17 protein-coding genes are annotated in these 15,885 nt (G+C 71.6%); 11 read left to right on the forward strand and 6 right to left on the reverse strand.

What is annotated here, in order from left to right:
* Positions 1-6: 6 nt before the first annotated feature.
* Entirely contained in the window at positions 7-864 is an 858-nt protein-coding gene (locus tag NUG20_RS02720) for a hypothetical protein (protein ID WP_263396930.1), read from the reverse strand.
* 21 nt (positions 865-885) lie between these two features.
* Positions 886-2,472 carry a bifunctional phosphoribosylaminoimidazolecarboxamide formyltransferase/IMP cyclohydrolase gene (gene purH, locus NUG20_RS02725; RefSeq protein ID WP_263396931.1) on the reverse strand — a complete coding sequence of 529 codons (1,587 nt, stop codon included), beginning with the start codon at positions 2,470-2,472 and terminating at the stop codon, positions 886-888.
* 78 nt (positions 2,473-2,550) lie between these two features.
* On the opposite strand from purH, the gene NUG20_RS02730 reads away from it, so the two are divergent.
* From NUG20_RS02730 to NUG20_RS02765, 8 genes are all read left to right on the forward strand, one after another.
* Entirely contained in the window at positions 2,551-3,165 is a 615-nt protein-coding gene (locus NUG20_RS02730) for a CDP-alcohol phosphatidyltransferase family protein (RefSeq protein WP_263396932.1), read from the forward strand.
* 87 nt (positions 3,166-3,252) lie between these two features.
* Entirely contained in the window at positions 3,253-5,007 is a 1,755-nt protein-coding gene (locus tag NUG20_RS02735) for a bifunctional alpha/beta hydrolase/class I SAM-dependent methyltransferase (protein WP_263396933.1), read from the forward strand.
* The gene (locus tag NUG20_RS02740) at positions 4,962-6,341 is read left to right on the forward strand and encodes a phosphatase PAP2/dual specificity phosphatase family protein (protein WP_263396934.1); all 1,380 of its coding nucleotides are present in this window, start codon (positions 4,962-4,964) and stop codon (positions 6,339-6,341) included. Before NUG20_RS02735 ends, NUG20_RS02740 begins: the two co-directional genes overlap by 46 nt.
* Positions 6,338-6,772 carry a hypothetical protein gene (locus NUG20_RS02745; protein ID WP_263396935.1) on the forward strand — a complete coding sequence of 145 codons (435 nt, stop codon included), beginning with the start codon at positions 6,338-6,340 and terminating at the stop codon, positions 6,770-6,772. Before NUG20_RS02740 ends, NUG20_RS02745 begins: the two co-directional genes overlap by 4 nt.
* 13 nt (positions 6,773-6,785) lie before the next feature.
* Positions 6,786-8,246: a TIGR04222 domain-containing membrane protein gene (locus NUG20_RS02750; protein WP_263396936.1), complete on the forward strand. Its 1,461-nt coding sequence runs from the start codon at positions 6,786-6,788 to the stop codon at positions 8,244-8,246.
* Positions 8,246-8,899 (forward strand): CDP-alcohol phosphatidyltransferase family protein, encoded by a 654-nt coding sequence (locus tag NUG20_RS02755; RefSeq protein WP_263396937.1) that lies wholly within the window; start codon positions 8,246-8,248, stop codon positions 8,897-8,899. The genes NUG20_RS02750 and NUG20_RS02755 overlap by 1 nt, the downstream gene beginning before the upstream one ends.
* Entirely contained in the window at positions 8,896-9,528 is a 633-nt protein-coding gene (locus tag NUG20_RS02760) for a lysophospholipid acyltransferase family protein (RefSeq protein ID WP_263396938.1), read from the forward strand. The genes NUG20_RS02755 and NUG20_RS02760 overlap by 4 nt, the downstream gene beginning before the upstream one ends.
* Positions 9,525-10,499 carry a phosphatidate cytidylyltransferase gene (locus NUG20_RS02765; RefSeq protein ID WP_263396939.1) on the forward strand — a complete coding sequence of 325 codons (975 nt, stop codon included), beginning with the start codon at positions 9,525-9,527 and terminating at the stop codon, positions 10,497-10,499. The genes NUG20_RS02760 and NUG20_RS02765 overlap by 4 nt, the downstream gene beginning before the upstream one ends.
* 323 nt (positions 10,500-10,822) lie before the next feature.
* Here NUG20_RS02765 and fis read toward each other — a convergent pair whose 3' ends face one another.
* The 3 genes from fis to NUG20_RS02780 all read right to left on the reverse strand — a co-directional run bounded on the left by fis (position 10,823) and on the right by NUG20_RS02780 (position 12,699).
* Positions 10,823-11,095 (reverse strand): DNA-binding transcriptional regulator Fis, encoded by a 273-nt coding sequence (fis, locus tag NUG20_RS02770; RefSeq protein ID WP_003471008.1) that lies wholly within the window; start codon positions 11,093-11,095, stop codon positions 10,823-10,825.
* A 115-nt stretch (positions 11,096-11,210) separates the two neighbouring features.
* Positions 11,211-11,711: a DUF3426 domain-containing protein gene (locus NUG20_RS02775; protein WP_263396940.1), complete on the reverse strand. Its 501-nt coding sequence runs from the start codon at positions 11,709-11,711 to the stop codon at positions 11,211-11,213.
* A 619-nt stretch (positions 11,712-12,330) separates the two neighbouring features.
* Entirely contained in the window at positions 12,331-12,699 is a 369-nt protein-coding gene (locus tag NUG20_RS02780) for a helix-turn-helix transcriptional regulator (RefSeq protein WP_263396941.1), read from the reverse strand.
* A gap of 160 nt (positions 12,700-12,859) precedes the next feature.
* Between NUG20_RS02780 and NUG20_RS02785 the strand changes: the two genes are divergently transcribed.
* A complete protein-coding gene (locus tag NUG20_RS02785) occupies positions 12,860-13,345 on the forward strand; it encodes a hypothetical protein (RefSeq protein ID WP_263396942.1) in 486 nt (161 codons plus the stop codon).
* Positions 13,346-13,391: 46 nt separating this feature from the next.
* Here NUG20_RS02785 and prmA read toward each other — a convergent pair whose 3' ends face one another.
* Positions 13,392-14,312 carry a 50S ribosomal protein L11 methyltransferase gene (gene prmA, locus NUG20_RS02790; protein ID WP_263396943.1) on the reverse strand — a complete coding sequence of 307 codons (921 nt, stop codon included), beginning with the start codon at positions 14,310-14,312 and terminating at the stop codon, positions 13,392-13,394.
* A gap of 204 nt (positions 14,313-14,516) precedes the next feature.
* Here prmA and NUG20_RS02795 point away from each other — a divergent pair, with 204 nt between their 5' ends.
* Together NUG20_RS02795 and NUG20_RS02800 are read left to right on the forward strand one after the other, a co-directional pair.
* A complete protein-coding gene (locus tag NUG20_RS02795; protein ID WP_263396944.1) occupies positions 14,517-15,449 on the forward strand; it encodes a hypothetical protein in 933 nt (310 codons plus the stop codon).
* The gene (locus NUG20_RS02800; protein WP_263396945.1) at positions 15,446-15,799 is read left to right on the forward strand and encodes a hypothetical protein; all 354 of its coding nucleotides are present in this window, start codon (positions 15,446-15,448) and stop codon (positions 15,797-15,799) included. Before NUG20_RS02795 ends, NUG20_RS02800 begins: the two co-directional genes overlap by 4 nt.
* Positions 15,800-15,885: the final 86 nt, after the last annotated feature.

Here is a 15,885-nt window from a genome sequence, read left to right on the forward strand (position 1 = left end):
GGAGGGCTATTCGCAGGCTTCGCGCTGCATCGAATCGGGGAACGGATAGGCCCAGCGGGTAGCGTCGAACGCGAACACCTGGGTGGTGCCGAGCTTCTTGCCGCAGGACATGCCGGTTTCCTCGATGGTCACCGGCCACACCCGCGCGGCCGGATCGCTGTCGTCCACGGCGAGCTTGAAATCCACGTCGAACAGCTCCGCCTGGCATTGCGCGGCGGTCTGCTGCGGATCGCGGCCTTCGTCGCTGCAATCCAGTGCGCCCTGGTTGTCGATGTGCTGGCGCACCGAGCCGGCGTTGACCAGACCCTTCGGGCCGGGCAGCACCAGGTCCTGCGATTCCAGCACCAGGCCTTGCCCGATCCAGCTGCTGTAGACCACGAAGCCGTAGAAATCGCTGCCCAGGCGCAGGATGTCCACCGCGCCCGGATCGCCGTCGCTGCCGAAGCCGTCGGCCAGCTTCTCGGCGACCACCGCCAGGCCCTGGCCGTCGTCGCGCAGGATCAGGAAGTCGATCAGTCCGGGATTGGCATGGCCGCCGTCGTCGAGCCGGTGGCATACCGCCAGCAGTTGCTGGACCTGGCTGCCGACCACCACCGGCTGCTCGGCGCAGACCTCGCTCTGCACCGCCTGGCTATCGGCCTGGCCGGACCAGCTTTCCGACAGGCGCGCCTGCTTGCCGTAACGCGTCTGCAGGAAGGCCTGCAGGCGCTCGGTGCGCGGCACGTGCGCGGCCTGTGCCGGCGCCGCGGTCGCTGCCGGTGCGGCCGGCGCTGCGGCCGGAGCGGGCGCGGCGGTCGGCTTGCACGCGGCCATGCCGAGCGCGAGCAGCAGCGGCAGGCCGTGGCGCAATGTAGTGCGTTTCATCGTTTTCGATTCCTTGGCCGCTCAGTGGCGGAAATGCCGCACGCCGGTGAACACCATGGCGATGCCGTGCTCGTCGGCGGCGGCGATCACCTCGCCGTCGCGCATCGAGCCGCCCGGCTGGATCACCGCCTTGATGCCGGCCGCCGCGGCCGCGTCGATGCCGTCGCGGAACGGGAAGAACGCATCGGAGGCCATCACCGAGCCTTCCACCACCAGCGCCGCGTCGGCGGCCTTGATCCCGGCGATGCGCGCCGAATACACCCGGCTCATCTGCCCGGCGCCGACGCCGATGGTGCGGTGGTCCTTGGCGTAGACGATGGCGTTGGACTTGACGTACTTGGCCACCTTCCACGCGAACAGCAGGTCGGCGAACTGCGCCTCGGTCGGCGCCAGGCGGGTCACCACCTTGAGTTCGTCGCGGGTCACCACGCGGTCGTCGGCGGTCTGCATCAGCAGGCCCGAGCCGATGCGCTTGGTATCGATGAAGTCGCCGGAGGCCGGCGCCAGCGGGATGCGCAGCACGCGCACGTTGGCCTTCTTCTTCGCGTACTCGAGCGCGCCGGCCTCGTAGTCCGGCGCGATCAGCACTTCGACGAACTGGCGGTCGAGGATGACCTTGGCGGTAGCCGCGTCCAGCGTGCGGTTGAAGGCGAGGATGCCGCCGAAGGCGCTGGTCGGATCGGTCGCGTAGGCCAGTTCGTAGGCGTCGCCGCAGCCGGCGCCCACCGCCACGCCGCAGGGGTTGGCGTGCTTGACGATGACGCAGGCCGGCGCGTCGAACTGGCGCACGCATTCCCAGGCCGCATCGCTGTCGGCGATGTTGTTGTAGCTCAGTTCCTTGCCCTGCAGCTGTTCGAACGTGGCCAGCGAACCCGGGGCCGGGCACAGGTCGCGGTAGAACGCGGCGTGCTGATGCGGGTTCTCGCCATAGCGCAGGTCCATGACCTTGATGAAGCTGCCGTTGGCCTGCGCCGGGAACGCGGCACGCACCGGCACCTCGCTCGCAGGGTCGGTCACCGTGGACAGGTAATTGCTGATCGCCGCGTCGTACTGCGCCACGCGGTTGAACGCGGCCACCGACAGCGCGAAGCGCTTGGCCGCCGACAGCTGGCCGTCGTGCGCCTCCAGTTCGGCCAGCAGGTCGGCGTACTGCGCCGGATCGGTGGCCACCGCCACGCGCGCGAAGTTCTTCGCCGCCGAGCGCAGCATCGCCGGGCCGCCGATGTCGATGTTCTCCACCGCCTCGGCGAGCGTGCAGTCGGCCTTGGCGGTGACCGCCTCGAACGGATACAGGTTCAGCACCAGCAGGTCGATCGGCGCGATGCCGTGTTCGGCCATCACCGCATCGTCGGTGCCGGCGCGGCCGAGCAGGCCGCCATGCACCAGCGGGTGCAGGGTCTTGACCCGGCCGTCCATCATTTCCGGGAAGCCGGTCAGTTCGGAGACGTCCTTGACCGGCAGCCCCGCGTCGCGGATCGCCTTGGCGGTGCCGCCGGTGGACAGCAGCTCCACGTTGCGCGCGGCCAGCGCGCGGGCCAGGTCGAGCAGGCCGGTCTTGTCGGAAACGGACAGCAATGCCCGGCGCACGGGCAGGAAATCGGAGGACATGGGGGCAGGGCACACATCGGAGCGGGGAGTGGATATTGTAGGCTGCGCCGCCCCGGCATGGACCCTCAGGACCCCGCAATGGTTTCGATCTACGCATTGAAAGGACGCTTCCAGGACCTGCTGCGGCCCGGGGTGCGCGGCCTGTACCGGCTCGGCGTGAGCGCCAACCAGGTCACCGTGGGCGCGGCCGCGGTGTCGCTGCTGGTCGCCGCCTGGGTGTTCTGGCGCGCGCCGGCGCAGCCGCTGTGGTACGCGCTGCTGCCGGCGTGGATGCTGCTGCGCATGGCCTTGAACGCGGTCGACGGCATGCTGGCGCGCGAGTTCGGGCAGCAGTCCAAGCTGGGCGCCTACCTCAACGAATTGAGCGACGTGATCGCCGACGCGGCGTTGTACCTGAGCCTGGCCAGCGTGCCCGGCGCGAGCGCCGACTGGTTGTGGGCGCTGGCGCTGGCGGCGGCATTGACCGAGTATGCCGGGGTGTTGGGGCTGATGGTCGGCGCCGGACGGCGCTACGACGGACCGATGGGCAAGAGCGATCGCGCCTTTGCGATCGGCCTGCTGGGGCTGCTGCTGGCCGCTGGCTGGGTGGGGGCGAAGACGGTGGACGGGTTCGCGATCGTGCTGGCGCTGCTGTGCGCGGCGACGGTGCTGCGGCGCGTGGCCGCCGGCCTGCGCGAGGCGGCCTCGCGCTGAACCGCGGCACGCGGACCACGGCCACGACACCGATGCGATAGCGACACTCACGGCAACAGCGGTACCACGACAGGGAATCGGCAACGGATGCGGCAGGTCAGCGAAAGCGAGTTTTGCAGTTTCGACGGAACACGGTTGTTCTACCGGCACTGGCCGGCCACGGCGCCAGCGGCGCAGCCGCGCGCGGTGGTGCTGTTGCATCGCGGCCACGAGCATTCGGGGCGGGTGCTGCACCTGGCCGACGAACTGGGCCTGGACGACTGCGCGATGTTCGCCTGGGATGCGCGCGGCAATGGCCGCTCGCCCGGCGTGCGCGGCGATGCGCCCGGCTTCCCGGCGCTGGTGCGCGACCTGGACAGCTTCATCGCCCACATCGGCGCCACGCACGGCATCGCGGTGCAGGACATCGTGGTGATCGCGCAGAGCGTGGGCGCGGTGATCGCCAGCACCTGGGTGCACGACTACGCGCCGCCGCTGCGCGCGCTGGTGCTGGCCTCGCCGGCGTTCAAGGTCAAACTGTACGTGCCGTTCGCGCGGCCCGGGCTGGCCTTGATGCACAAGCTGCGCGGAAATTTCTTCGTCAACAGCTACGTCAAGCCGCAGTGGTTGACCCACGACCCGGCGCGCGTGGCCAGCTACCGCGACGATCCGCTGATCACCCGGCCGATCTCGGTGCGCGTGCTGCTGGGCGTGTACGCCGCGGCCGACCGTGTGGTCGGCGATGCGCAGGCGATCACCGTGCCGGTGCAGTTGCTGGTGTCCGGCGACGATTTCGTCGTGCACCGCGGCCCGCAGGACCGCTTCTACGAGCGGCTGTCCTCGCCGGTGAAGGAGCGCCACCTGCTGCCCGGGTTCTTCCACGACACCCTGGGCGAGCGCGACCGCGCGCCGGCGCTGGCGCAGATCCGCCGCTTCGTGCGCGAGCGCTTCGCCGAGGCGCCGGCGCTGCCCAGCCTGCTGCAGGCGCACCGGCGCGGACCGACCTTCGAGGAATCCGAGCGGCTGTCCTGGCCGCCGGAAAAATACAGCCTGCAGGACCTGCGCTGGCGCTTCGTGCGCGCCAACCTGCGCTTCGGCGGCACCCTGTCCGAAGGCGTCGCGCTGGGCCTGCAGACCGGCTTCGATTCCGGCAGCACGCTGGACTACGTGTATCGCGACCGCGCCATCGGCAAGGGTCCGCTGGGGCGCTTCATCGACCGCAACTATCTCGATGCGATCGGCTGGCGCGGCATCCGCGTGCGCCGTACCCACCTGCACGAACTGCTGCGCCTGGCCATGCAGCGCCTGCGCGCGGCCGGCGCGCCGGTGCGCGTGCTCGACGTCGCCGCCGGCCACGGCCGCTATGTGCTGGAGGCACTGGCCGGCGCCGAACAGCGCGCCGATGCGATCACCCTGCGCGATTTCAGCGCGTTGAACGTGGAGCGCGGCCGCGCGCTGATCGCCGAGCTCGGCGCCGCCGACATCGCCCGCTTCGAGCAGGGCGACGCCTTCGACCGCGATGCGCTGGCGGCCCTGCAGCCGCGGCCGACGCTGGCGGTGGTGTCCGGCCTGTACGAACTGTTCCCGGACAACGACCAGGTGCTGTGCTCGCTGCAGGGCGTGGCCGCCGCGGTCGAGCCGGGCGGCTATCTCGCCTACACCGGCCAGCCCTGGCATCCGCAGCTGGAGTTCATCGCCCGCGCGCTGACCAGCCACCGCGGCGGCGCGGCCTGGGTGATGCGCCGCCGTACCCAGCAGGAGATGGACGAGCTGGTGCGCGCGGCCGGCTTCCGCAAGCTCGAGCAACGCATCGACGAATGGGGCATCTTCACCGTGTCGCTGGCGCAGCGGATCGCGCCGTGAGCGTACCGGCGCCGCGGCCATGGCGGCGTGCGCTGGGATGGCTGGCGCTGCTGGGGCCGTTCTTCTTCCTCAGCTACGGCCTGGCCAACACGCTGGCCGAGCGGCGCGCGGGCGTGCCGTCGCTGCCGTTCGCGTGGGAGACGCAGATCCCGTTCTGGCCGTGGACGATCGTGCCGTACTGGTCGATCGACCTGTTCTACGTGGCCTCGTTCTTCGTCTGCCGCACCCGCGCCGAACTGGACACCCATGCCAAGCGGTTGCTGACCGCGCAACTGCTGGCGGTGGGCTGTTTCCTGCTGTGGCCGCTGCGCTTCAGCTTCGAACGGCCGCCGAGCGAGGGCGTGTTCGGTTGGCTGTTCGCGGTGCTGCTCGGGTTCGACAAGCCGTTCAACCAGGCGCCGTCGCTGCACATCGTGCTGCTGGTGGTGCTGTGGGTGCGCTATGCGCAGCATCTGCACGGCCTGGCGCGCGGCGTGCTGCACGCCTGGTTCGCGCTGATCGGCATTTCGGTGCTGACCACCTACCAGCACCATTTCCTGGACATTCCCACCGGCCTGGCCGCGGGCTGGTTGTGCGTGTGGCTGTGGCCGCAGCGCATCGCGCCGCCGTGGAGCGCGCTGGCACTGGCGCGCGATCCGGCGCGCTGGCGCCTGGCCGCCGCCTACCTGGCCGGCAGCGCCGCCTGCGTCGCGCTGGCTTGGGCGATCGGCGGCGCGGGCTGGTGGCTGTTGTGGCCGGCATTGTCGCTGTCGCTGGTCGCGCTCGACTACGCGCTGCTCGGCGCGCTCGGCCTGCAGAAGCGCACCGACGGCCGCCTCAGCCTGGCCGCGCGCTGGCTGTACGCGCCGTACCTGGCCGCCGCCTGGCTCAACTCGCGCGCCTGGACCCGGCGCGATCCGGCGCCGCGCGAAATCGCCGATGGGGTCTGGCTGGGACGCATGCCCGGCCGCGGCGAGCGTGCCGCTTTCGGCGCGGTGGTCGACGTCAGCGCCGAACTGTCGCTGCGCGATGCCGGTGCGCACGATCGCACGGTGCCGATGCTGGACCTGGTCGCGCCACCCGCCGATGCCTTGCGTGCCGCCGCCGCCGCGATCGAGGCCGCACGCCACCACGGCCCGGTGCTGGTGTGCTGCGCGCTGGGCTATTCGCGCAGCGCCGCCGCGGTCGCCACCTGGCTGCTGCACAGCGGGCGCGCCGCAGAGCTGGATGACGCGCTCGCGCTGCTGCGCGCACGCGCATCGCGGATCGTGCTGGGTCCCGCGCAGCGCGACGCCATCGCCGCCGCATGTGCCGCGCCGGCCGCACCGCTGCAGGCCTTGGAGCAGCCGGCATGAGTACGCGGTTGCAGCTGCGCACGATGGCCGCGCTGCTGCGGCAGGCGGCGCCGCTGGACCGGCTATCGCTGACGCTGCTCGCCGTCGCCTTGTTGCTGGGCGCGTGGTACGCCAATGCCGGCGCAGCGCTGGCAATGGCGCTGTGCCTGCTCAGCGTGCTGGCCGGTGTGCTGCAACGTTACTGGGCCGCGCGCGTCGGCCTGGACGTGGCGCTGCTCGACGCGGTGCTGGCCGAAGCCGAGCCAGACCAGGCCGGCGCCGATCTGGACGCCGCGCTGCACCGGCTCGGCCTGCTGCGGCAGCTGCCACCGCCGCGCGACTGGCAGACGCGCTGGCGCGGCATGCGCGGCTTGTTGCTGCGGCAGGTCGCCAGCCTGTCGCTGCAGTTGCTCGCTCTTTTGCTAGCGTTGCTCCTGGCGCAGGCCGTATGAAGGAGCGTACGCGATGACCAACCCGACCAGGTCGATTCTCGTCCCTGACGTCGATGCGCAACGCGCACTGTGGGAGCGGCTGCAGGCCTATCGTTTCGGCGAGGACGACCACGCGCTGCCGGCCTTCGTGCGCCGCGTGGCGAAGGACGCCAACGTGTCGTTGACACTGGCCACGCTCGCAGTCGAGGAATACCGGCGTTTCTGCTTCCTGGCCTGCGTCGTCGGCGAGGAAGTGACCCCCAGCGCGCTGGTCGACCAGGTCTGGCATACCCACCTCACCGATACCCGCGAATACTGGCAACGGTTCTGTCCGCAGGTGTTGCTGATCACGCTGCACCACCAGCCCGGGCGCGGCGACCCCGCCGAAGCGGAGCGCTTCCGGGCGCAGTACCGCGCCACCCTGGCGCACTATTGGCGCCATTTCGGCGAGCCGCCGGCAACGTGCTGGCCGCCGCCCGCGGATGTGCAAGGCGCGGCGGTACGCCGGCGCCTGGTGCGCTGGCGCATGCCGCCGCGCGTGGGCAACGCGCTGTGGTACTGGGCGCTGGCGACGCTGGTGCTGGCGATGGGCCTGGCGCGGCTTCACGGCGGCGTCTCGCCGTTGCATTGGCCGGGCCCCTCGTTCCTGCTGCTGTTCCTCGTGACGATCGGCCTGGTCTGGGTGCTGGCGGCGCGGCTGCGCCGGGCGGTCAGCGAGGTCGGCGAACACCGTGCCGTCATGCAGGCCGACAGCGCCGAGCTGGCCTATCTCGCCGGCGGCGGCGAGCGCGTGGCGGACATGCAGCTGGCGCTATTGCTGGCCTGCGACGCGGTGCGCTTGCAAGCGGTACGCAAGACGCGTTCCGGCGGCGACGCCACCCTGTACTGCACCGGCGTCGACGCGCCGGCGCCGCTGCAGCGCGCCTTGTCGATCGTGCGTGCCAATCCGCAGGTGTCGCTGGCGCTGGCCGCGCTGCGCAAGGAGGCCGAACGGCTGCGCGAGCCGCTGCTGCGCAAGCGCCTGCTGCTCGGGCGTGGCCAGGCGTGGTGCGCGCGCGTGGCCGGCGCCGCGCCGCCGCTGGCGCTGTGGAGCGTCGGCATGCTCAAGATCCAGATCGGCCTGCAGTTGCAGCGCCCGGTCGGATTCCTGGTGGCGGCGATGGTGCTGGTGAGCATGCTCGTGCTCGGCTTCCTGCTGACGCCCACCCGGCGCAGCGTTGCCGGCCAGCGGCTGCTCGCCGAGCGCGATGCGGCATTGCTGACCGATGTCGGGCCACGGCAGACGACGCAGGTGCTGGACCTGGAGCAGCCGCTGGCGCTGGCCGGAACCAGCCTGTTGCTGGGCACGCCGTGGGCGGACTACCACACGCTGCGCACGCCGGTCGCCAACGGCAGCGGCAGCGGTTGTTCGGGTTCCGGCGGCGGTGGAGGAGATGGCGGCGGAGGTGGCAGTTGCGGCGGCGGTGGCTGCGGCGGATGCGGAGGCGGTGACTGATGGCACGATCGATCCAGGCCGAACGCCGCGCGCGTCTGCGCGCCCGCCTGTCGCAGGCGCTGCGCGCGCGTGGCGCCACGCCCAACGGCCTGTCCTGGACTGCGCTCGGCTTCGCCGTGCTGGCGGCGCTGATGTTCGCGCTGGCCTGGCGCGAGCCGCCGCGCGACGCGGCCGGGTTGCTGCTGCTGGCCGCGCTCGCCCTGCAGGGGCGGCTGCTGTGCAATCGCCTGGACGGGCTGATGGCGCGGCAGGCGCAGATGATCGGCCGCGCCGGCGAGGTCTACAACGAGGCGCCGGATCGGCTCTCCGATGTGCTGATATGCCTGGGTGTGGGCTACGGCCTGCAGCACGTGCTGAGCTGGGGCGCCGAGCTGGGCTGGGCGGCGGCCTTGCTGTGCGTGGGCACCGCCTACGTGCGCATGCTCGGCCTGGCCTGCGGCGTCAGCGAGCCGGTGCAGGGGCCGATGGCGCGGGTGCAGCGCATGCACTGGCTGTCGCTGGCGGCGTTGTTGGCGGCCGCCGCGCTGCTGCTGCAGCGTAGTGCCATCGCCGAAATCTTCCTGGTCCTGACCCTGGCGCTGCTGATCGGCGGCGCCGCGTTGACCATCGTGATCCGCCTGCGCGCCATCGTGCGCGAACTGGAGTGGAAATGATCGAGCGTCTGATCGCCCGCGGCTGCAGCGCCGCGATCCGCACCCTGACCGGCGCGCGTGCGTTCTGGCGCGGCTGCATGCCGTCCAGCGAACGCCGCGTGTACTACGGCAACCACGCCAGCCACGGCGACTTCGTGCTGATCTGGTCGTCGCTGCCGGCGTCGCTGCGGCGCGAGGTGCGGCCGGTGGCCGCGGCCGACTACTGGCAGCGCGACGCGCTGCGCCGCTACCTGATCCATGCGGTGTTCAACGGCGTGCTGATCGAGCGCGAGGCCGCGCAGCGCACCCGCGATCCGATCGATTGCCTGTGCGAAGCGGTCGACGGCGGCGGCTCGCTGATCCTGTTCCCGGAAGGCACCCGCAACACCGACGAAGGCGTGCTGCCGTTCAAGAGCGGCATCTACCACCTGGCGCGGCACCGGCCGGAACTGGAATTCGTGCCGGTGTGGATCGACAACCTGAAACGGGTGATGCCCAAGGGCAAGTGGCTGCCGCTGCCGCTGCTGTGCACCACCACCTTCGGCGCGCCGCTGCGGCTGGACGCTGGCGAGGACAAGCAGGCGTTCCTGGAGCGCACGCGCGCGGCGCTGCTGGCGCTGTCGCCGGAACAGATGGAGGCCGCGCGATGAATCCGATCGCCTTCAGCGACCATCTGCAGCAATCCTCGCTGCGCCAGCAGACCATCTGGCTGTTCCTCGGCATCGCCGCGGTGTTGCTGCTGGCCACGCTGATCTCCGAGACGCTGCGCTGGCGCGCGCGCGAACGCCCGACCGCGGTGCTGGACAACCTGGTCGCGCGGATCCGCGCATGGTGGGTGATGGCGGCGGTGGTGGCGCTGGCGTTCGTGTTCGGGCGCATCGGCGTGATCGTGCTGTTCGCGCTGGTGTCGCTGTTCGCGCTGCGCGAGTTCATCACCCTGGCGCCGACCCGGCGCGGCGATTACTACGCGTTGCTGGCCGCGTTCTACATCGTGCTGCCGTGGCAGTACTGGCTGGTGTGGAGCGGCTGGTATGGCCTGTACACGCTGCTGATCCCGGTCTACGCGTTCCTGGTGCTGCCGATCCTGGCCACCATTGGCGGCGACACCACACGCTACCTGGAACGCACCGCCAAGGTGCAGTGGGGGCTGATGATCTGCGTGTTCTGCATCTCGCACGTGCCGGCGCTGCTGAACCTGGAGATCCCCGGCTACGAAGGCCGCAACCTGCTGCTGTTCGCGTTCCTGGTGATCGTGGTGCAGTCCTCGGACGTGCTGCAGTACGTGTGGGGCAAGCTGATCGGCAAGCACCTGATCGCGCCGAAGCTGTCGCCGTCCAAGACCGTGGAAGGTTTCGTCGGCGGCCTGCTGTCGGCGAGCCTGCTCGGCGCGGCGCTGTGGTGGATCACCCCGTTCTCGCCGCTGCAGGCGTTCGCGCTGGCGCTGGTGGCCAACCTGATGGGCTTCTTCGGCGGCCTGGTGATGTCGGCGATCAAGCGCGACCGCGGCATCAAGGATTGGGGCCACATGATCGAAGGCCACGGCGGCGTGCTCGACCGGCTGGACTCGGTGTGCTTCGCCGCGCCGGTGTTTTTCCACTTGATCCGGTATGGATGGGTGTGAGTGGAACTCGGGACTCGGGACTCGGGACTCGGGACTCGGGACTCGGGATTTTCGCAAGTTCGCCGCATTTGCGCTGTTCTGTGGGAGGGGCTTCGACGCGTTGCCGGTAAGGCGTCGGGGCTGAAGCCCCTCCTACAGAAAAGCGGTTGGGCTATAGCCACAAAAAAGGCCGCTTTTTCTTAAAAAGCGGCCTTTTTTGCATCAAATCGCTTGACGGGAATTTGCTCCGGCACATCATCCTGCCGTCCCGAGTCCCGAGTCCCGAGTCCCGAGTCCCGAGTCCCGAGTCCCGAGTCCCGAGTCCCGAGTCCCGAGTCCCGGCCTCACGCCAACCCGTATTCCTTCAGCTTCTTGCGCAAGGTCGCGCGATGGATGCCGAGCATCGCCGCGGCGCGGCTCTGGTTGCCTTCGCAGTGGTTGAGCACTTCCACGAACAGCGGGATCTCCATCTCGCGCAGCACGATCTCGTACACGTCGTCGGCGTCGCAGCCATCGAGGTCGCGCAGGTAGCGGCGCACGGACTGCGCCACGTGTTCGCGCAGCGGCGGCTTTGGCGCGCCGCGACTGGAGTCAGGACGAGTGGTGGCAGCGTTCAAGTTCGACGGGTCCCCGGATGACGGCGGCGCCGGAGGGCTGGAGGGCCGGCGCGGGGGGACGAGTCTAGCGCGTGGCCTGCCCGGCTGCCATCGCGGATCGTGGTGCCACAGCGTTTCAGTGGAAGTCGAAGCTGAATGCCGCGGTCTCCGCCGCCGGTTCGCGCACCTGGAACGCCACCTGCGCGCTCTGCCCGGGCGCCAGCGTCGCCGCGTCGGGGCGGGTGCGGCCCAGGTACTCCTCCGGGCGCAGCACGCGGCTGCCGATGGTGCGGCCGTCGGCGTCGGCCAGCGACAGTTGCAGCAGCGGCCAGGCCTGCGCCCAGCGCGCGTCGTTGCGGAACGTGGCCTGGATCTGCAGCGTGCCGGCGCGGCCGGGCAGCGGCCGCACTTCGCGGCTGAGCATGGTGAACGCGCTCGGCTCGCGCCACGGGGGCAGGCTGCAGCGCAGCACCTGGCACACGCCGGCCACCCAGGGCCGCCAGCGCGCGTCGGCGCCCAGCCGTTGCCGGTCGGCGATCAGGATCTGCAGCGCCAGCAGCAGGCCCAGCCCAGCCAGCGCGATCCATTGCCACCGCGCGGCGCGCAGCACCGGCCGGCGCGGCGCGCTGGGTTGCATGAAGCTGGGCGCGATGGTGGTCGTGGCGGACGCGGGGGCCGGTGCCGGCGCTGGCGTCGGCTCGGGTTCGGGGTCTTGCTCCAGAGCCGGTTCCGCTTCGTAAGCCGATGCGCCGGCGCGCGGCGCGCTCGAATCGCTGGCCTCGGAAGCGGGCGGTGACGGCGTGGACACCGTGGCGGCGAGCGCTGCGTCCGTGTCCGCCTCAGCCTCCGCCTGGGGCACCAGCGCAGATGCGGACGGAGGTGCCGGCGCGGGTTCGGCGTGGGGCGCAGCGCCGGTGCCGGTGACAGGATCGCTCGTCTCGCCTGCGCTGGCGCTCGCGCCCGGTTCCGCGTCCGCCGGCGCGGCGGCATCAGCCTGGTCCGGCGCAGGCCGATCGGGCTGGCGCAGCAGGGTCGCGAGGCTGGGGCGGGGCGGGGTGGGATCGGGCATGCGCGGGGACGGCGGCGGCGGCAACGAGAGCGCTATTCAAGCACGCGCGGGAACGGACTGCAGGGCCGGGCGGCATTCCCGCGTCCTGTAGGAGCGGGAATGCCGCGACAGGCACTCCGGTCAGCTCCGTGTCGCGGCTGAAGCCGCTCCTACAAGGGCGCGCGGACGCGGCTTGGGTGTGCGCCGCTCAGCGCCGCTTCCGGCCGGCGCCGATTAGGTCCAGCAGGCCGGCGCGCTGGCGCGGGCTCAGGGTCTCGAAGCCGTCGAGCAGGCGCGCCTGCTGGTCGGACAGCTGCCGGTAGTGCGCGGCTTCCTCGGCCACGGACAGCGGTTCGCCGAACACGCGTTCGCCGCGGCCGGTGGCCAGGTATTCGAAGGTCAGCCCGCTGCGGCGGGCCAGTGCGATGAGGTGTTCCACCGCCGGCGCGGTGCCGTCGGCCATCTCCCACTGCGCCACGGCGCTGCGGGTCACCGCCAGGTCCAGCGCCAGCGCTTCCTGGGTGAGACCGGTCAGCTTGCGCGCCTCGCGCACCCGTTCGTACAGCTTGCTGCTCACGCTCACCTCCGCAGGGGAGGCGAGATATAGCCGCGTCGACTGGAGAAGTTGGTTCGTACGGCTTTCAATCGCCGCTTTGTTGTTGATACTGTCAACCGTGACGGGTGGGCGTGGTGAAGATGCGCGCCGCCCGCCGCCTATTGCCCAGACGACCGCTGCCATGGACCAGGACGCGCCGATGCACATGCAGGATGCCCACCCGCGGGACGCCCGCCACCCCCGTTTCGCCCGCGCGCCGCTGTGCGCGCAGCGCCGCCCGCGGCCGCCGCCGGGGATCGGCGTGCGCCGCTACCGGATCTGGGCCGACGCCAGCGAGGGCCGCCGCGCGGTCAGGCAGGGCTGGTCGTGGCAGGTGTTCGCGCTGCCGTATCCACCCGCGCCGCCGGCGCGGCTGCCGGTGGCGCTATGGCTGCTGCCGCATGCCGCGGCCTGGATCGTCCTGGTGCAGGCGCTGGGCGCAGCGGCGATGTTCGCCCTGGCGCTGGAGCTGGCCTGGCGGCTGCCGCAGGCGTGGCGCGGCCATCGCTGGCACGAACGCCGCCTGCGCGCACAGGGCTGGCGGCCGCGCGCGCGGGTGCTGGCGATCCACGCCGAGGCGGCGCTGCTGACGGTGGCGATCCGCAGCCTGGCCGCAGGGTCGCGCTGAACCCATCGGCCTGCACGGCCGGGGGAAAAACGGCGGCGTGCCGACCTCAGCCGCGGCGCACGCCGTCGATGCGCATCCAGTCGCCGTCCTGTTCGCTGCGCAGCTGCTCGAACCACGGCGCGTAGCGCTGCAGCAGCTCCTGTTCCTGGCCGTGCAGGATGCCGGACAGGGCGATACGCCCGCCCGGCGCGACCCGTTCGGCCAGGGTCGGCGCCAGCGCGTCCAGCGCCGAGGCGAGGATGTTGGCGACCACCACCGGGTAGGTCGCCGGCGGTTCGTCGGCCGGCAGGTGCACGGCCAGGCGCGCGCCGACCGCGTTGCGCTCGGCGTTGTCATGCGTGGCCAGCAGCGCCTGCGGGTCGTTGTCCACGCCCACCGCGGCGGCCGCGCCCAGCTTCAGCGCGGCCAGCGCCAGGATCCCGGAGCCGCAGCCGAAGTCGAGCACGCGCGCCTGCGCCAGGGCGCCGTCGGCGGCCAGGGCGTCGAGCCAGCGCAGGCACAGCGCGGTGGTTGGATGGGTGCCGGAACCGAACGCCAGGCCCGGGTCCAGCCGCACCACGGCGGCCTCGGTGCCGCGCGCCTCCTCCGGCAGGTCGTGGTTCCACGGCACGATGAAGGTGCGCGCGCCGAAGCGCATCGGCTGGAACTGGTCCAGCCAGGCGCGTTCCCAGTCCTGGTCGTCGACCTTGCGGAACGTGGCCTGGGCCCAGTCCAGGCCGGGGTCGAACGCGTCCAGCGCGGCCAGCAGCAGCAACGCGTCCTGCTCGGCGGGGAACAGCGCGCTGAGCACCAGCGTGCCCCACAGCGGGGTCTCGCCGACGCCCGGTTCCAGGATCGCGCGCTCGTTGCTGGTGTCGGCCTCGGCGTCGAGCAGGGTGACCGCCAGCGCGCCGACGTCCTCCAGCGCGTTCTCGTAGCGGGGCTGGGTGGCGTCGGTGCAGCGCACAGTCAGTTCGAGGAACGGCATCGGTCGGGCACAAGGAGGAATGAGCGCGCATCTTAGACGACCGCCGCGGCCGCTCGACCACGCCGCCGCCGCGCCCAGGCTGCGCCTGCGGCCGCTCCCGTATGTCGTGGGCCGCCATCGGCTGCGCTAGACTGCGACATTGCGCGGCCGCCGGTTCCAAGGGCTTGCCGCCATTGCCGCCTGTCGCCCTCATCGCCTCCGCGCATGTCCCTCGCCGTGTCCCGCAAAACCTGGCTGTTGCTGGCGCCCGCTGCGCTGCTGCTCGGCGTGGTCGCGTATCGCGCCGCGCTGCCGGTGGCCGCGCCGGCGCCGGCCGCCGCCACGGCAATGGCGATGGCGACGCCCGACGCCGTGGCGGTGCCGACCCAGGACCGCCGGCGGTCGACGTCGGTGCAGGCGCTGCCGCTCGACCGCCGCGCCGCGCTGGAGCGCAGTCCCGACCTGTACCGCTCGGCGCAGCAGCTGTCCGCCGCCGTGGCCCAGGGCGATGCCGACGCGTCCTGGCTGCTCAGCCGCATCTACGACTATTGCGCCGGCTATGCGATGGACCCGGCCGGCTTCGCCGCCGACACCCGCGCGATCGACGCGGCGCGGCTGCCGACCTCGGCACGCATGGTCGCCGCGCGCGCGCGGGTCGGCAGCCGCTGCGCCGGCTTCGTGCCCGGCGACGGCTTGACCCGCCAAGCCATCGTCGCCCAGCGCGTGCAGGCCGCGCGCGGCGGCAACCTGGCCGCCGAGGCGGCGCTGCTGGCGCTGGGGCAGCCCTTGCAGCCCTCGGCCGACTACAAGCGCGACCTGGTCGAACGGGTCCGCGCCTCCGGCGATCCCGATGCGTACATGGCACTGGCGCCGGCGATGGGCCTAGCCGCCAGCGGCGACGACAGCCTGGACGAGCGCATCGCCGGCACCGCCTTCACCGAATTGGCCTGGCAACTGGCGGCATGCCGGCTGGGGCTGGATTGTGGCCCGGACAGCGAGTTGATGACCCGCTATTGCGCCAACGGCGGGATCTGCGCGCAGGACCCGACCCAGGATTTCAGCAGTTTTGTTTTCGACGCCGCGGTGCCGCGGCAAGGCACGGACACGATGAACGACATGGTCAACCGTCTGGTAGGCAGGACAGGAGCAGGCTCATGAAATACCGGCAATGGCTGCACGGCGCCAAGTTCTGGTTCTGGGTGCTGGCCCTGGTCGCCTATTCGGCGGCGGCGGCCGGCTTGTTGCTGATCGACACCAGCGAGCAGCGCTACCGCGGCCTGTCCAAGGTCGAGCTGACCACCGCGCATGCCGCGCCCGACCTGCGCCGCGCCGGCGCCGCACAGGTCGCGGCGATCTACCGCGCGCGCAGCGGCATGCCGTTCTCCACGCTGCCGCCCGGCAGCACCTTCCAGATCGTCTGGCCGGACGGCTCGACCGAGACGGTGATGATCGTCAGCCCGACCTCGAGCCTGGGCGCCGAGCCGGTGCAGGGGACCCAGGCAAAGTAGCCGGGATTCGGGATTGGGGATTCGCAAAGGCGGGTCTCCGGTTCCGATCTGTTAGTGCTGCCTGACGTGCCAACGCTCGCGGCGCC

It is taken from the genome of Xanthomonas sp. CFBP 8443, assembly GCF_025666195.1.
Lineage (GTDB): Bacteria > Pseudomonadota > Gammaproteobacteria > Xanthomonadales > Xanthomonadaceae > Xanthomonas_A.

Excerpts from the sequence above, each read along its gene's own strand:
- NUG20_RS02720 (WP_263396930.1), bottom strand. The coding sequence starts at position 864 with ATGAAACGCACTACATTGCGCCACGGCCTGCCGCTGCTGCTCGCGCTC.
- purH (WP_263396931.1), bottom strand. The coding sequence starts at position 2,472 with ATGTCCTCCGATTTCCTGCCCGTGCGCCGGGCATTGCTGTCCGTTTCC.
- NUG20_RS02730 (WP_263396932.1), top strand. The coding sequence starts at position 2,551 with ATGGTTTCGATCTACGCATTGAAAGGACGCTTCCAGGACCTGCTGCGG.
- NUG20_RS02735 (WP_263396933.1), top strand. The coding sequence starts at position 3,253 with ATGCGGCAGGTCAGCGAAAGCGAGTTTTGCAGTTTCGACGGAACACGG.
- NUG20_RS02740 (WP_263396934.1), top strand. The coding sequence starts at position 4,962 with ATGGGGCATCTTCACCGTGTCGCTGGCGCAGCGGATCGCGCCGTGAGC.
- NUG20_RS02745 (WP_263396935.1), top strand. The coding sequence starts at position 6,338 with ATGAGTACGCGGTTGCAGCTGCGCACGATGGCCGCGCTGCTGCGGCAG.
- NUG20_RS02750 (WP_263396936.1), top strand. The coding sequence starts at position 6,786 with ATGACCAACCCGACCAGGTCGATTCTCGTCCCTGACGTCGATGCGCAA.
- NUG20_RS02755 (WP_263396937.1), top strand. The coding sequence starts at position 8,246 with ATGGCACGATCGATCCAGGCCGAACGCCGCGCGCGTCTGCGCGCCCGC.
- NUG20_RS02760 (WP_263396938.1), top strand. The coding sequence starts at position 8,896 with ATGATCGAGCGTCTGATCGCCCGCGGCTGCAGCGCCGCGATCCGCACC.
- NUG20_RS02765 (WP_263396939.1), top strand. The coding sequence starts at position 9,525 with ATGAATCCGATCGCCTTCAGCGACCATCTGCAGCAATCCTCGCTGCGC.
- NUG20_RS02775 (WP_263396940.1), bottom strand. The coding sequence starts at position 11,711 with ATGCAACCCAGCGCGCCGCGCCGGCCGGTGCTGCGCGCCGCGCGGTGG.
- NUG20_RS02785 (WP_263396942.1), top strand. The coding sequence starts at position 12,860 with ATGGACCAGGACGCGCCGATGCACATGCAGGATGCCCACCCGCGGGAC.
- prmA (WP_263396943.1), bottom strand. The coding sequence starts at position 14,312 with ATGCCGTTCCTCGAACTGACTGTGCGCTGCACCGACGCCACCCAGCCC.
- NUG20_RS02795 (WP_263396944.1), top strand. The coding sequence starts at position 14,517 with ATGTCCCTCGCCGTGTCCCGCAAAACCTGGCTGTTGCTGGCGCCCGCT.
- NUG20_RS02800 (WP_263396945.1), top strand. The coding sequence starts at position 15,446 with ATGAAATACCGGCAATGGCTGCACGGCGCCAAGTTCTGGTTCTGGGTG.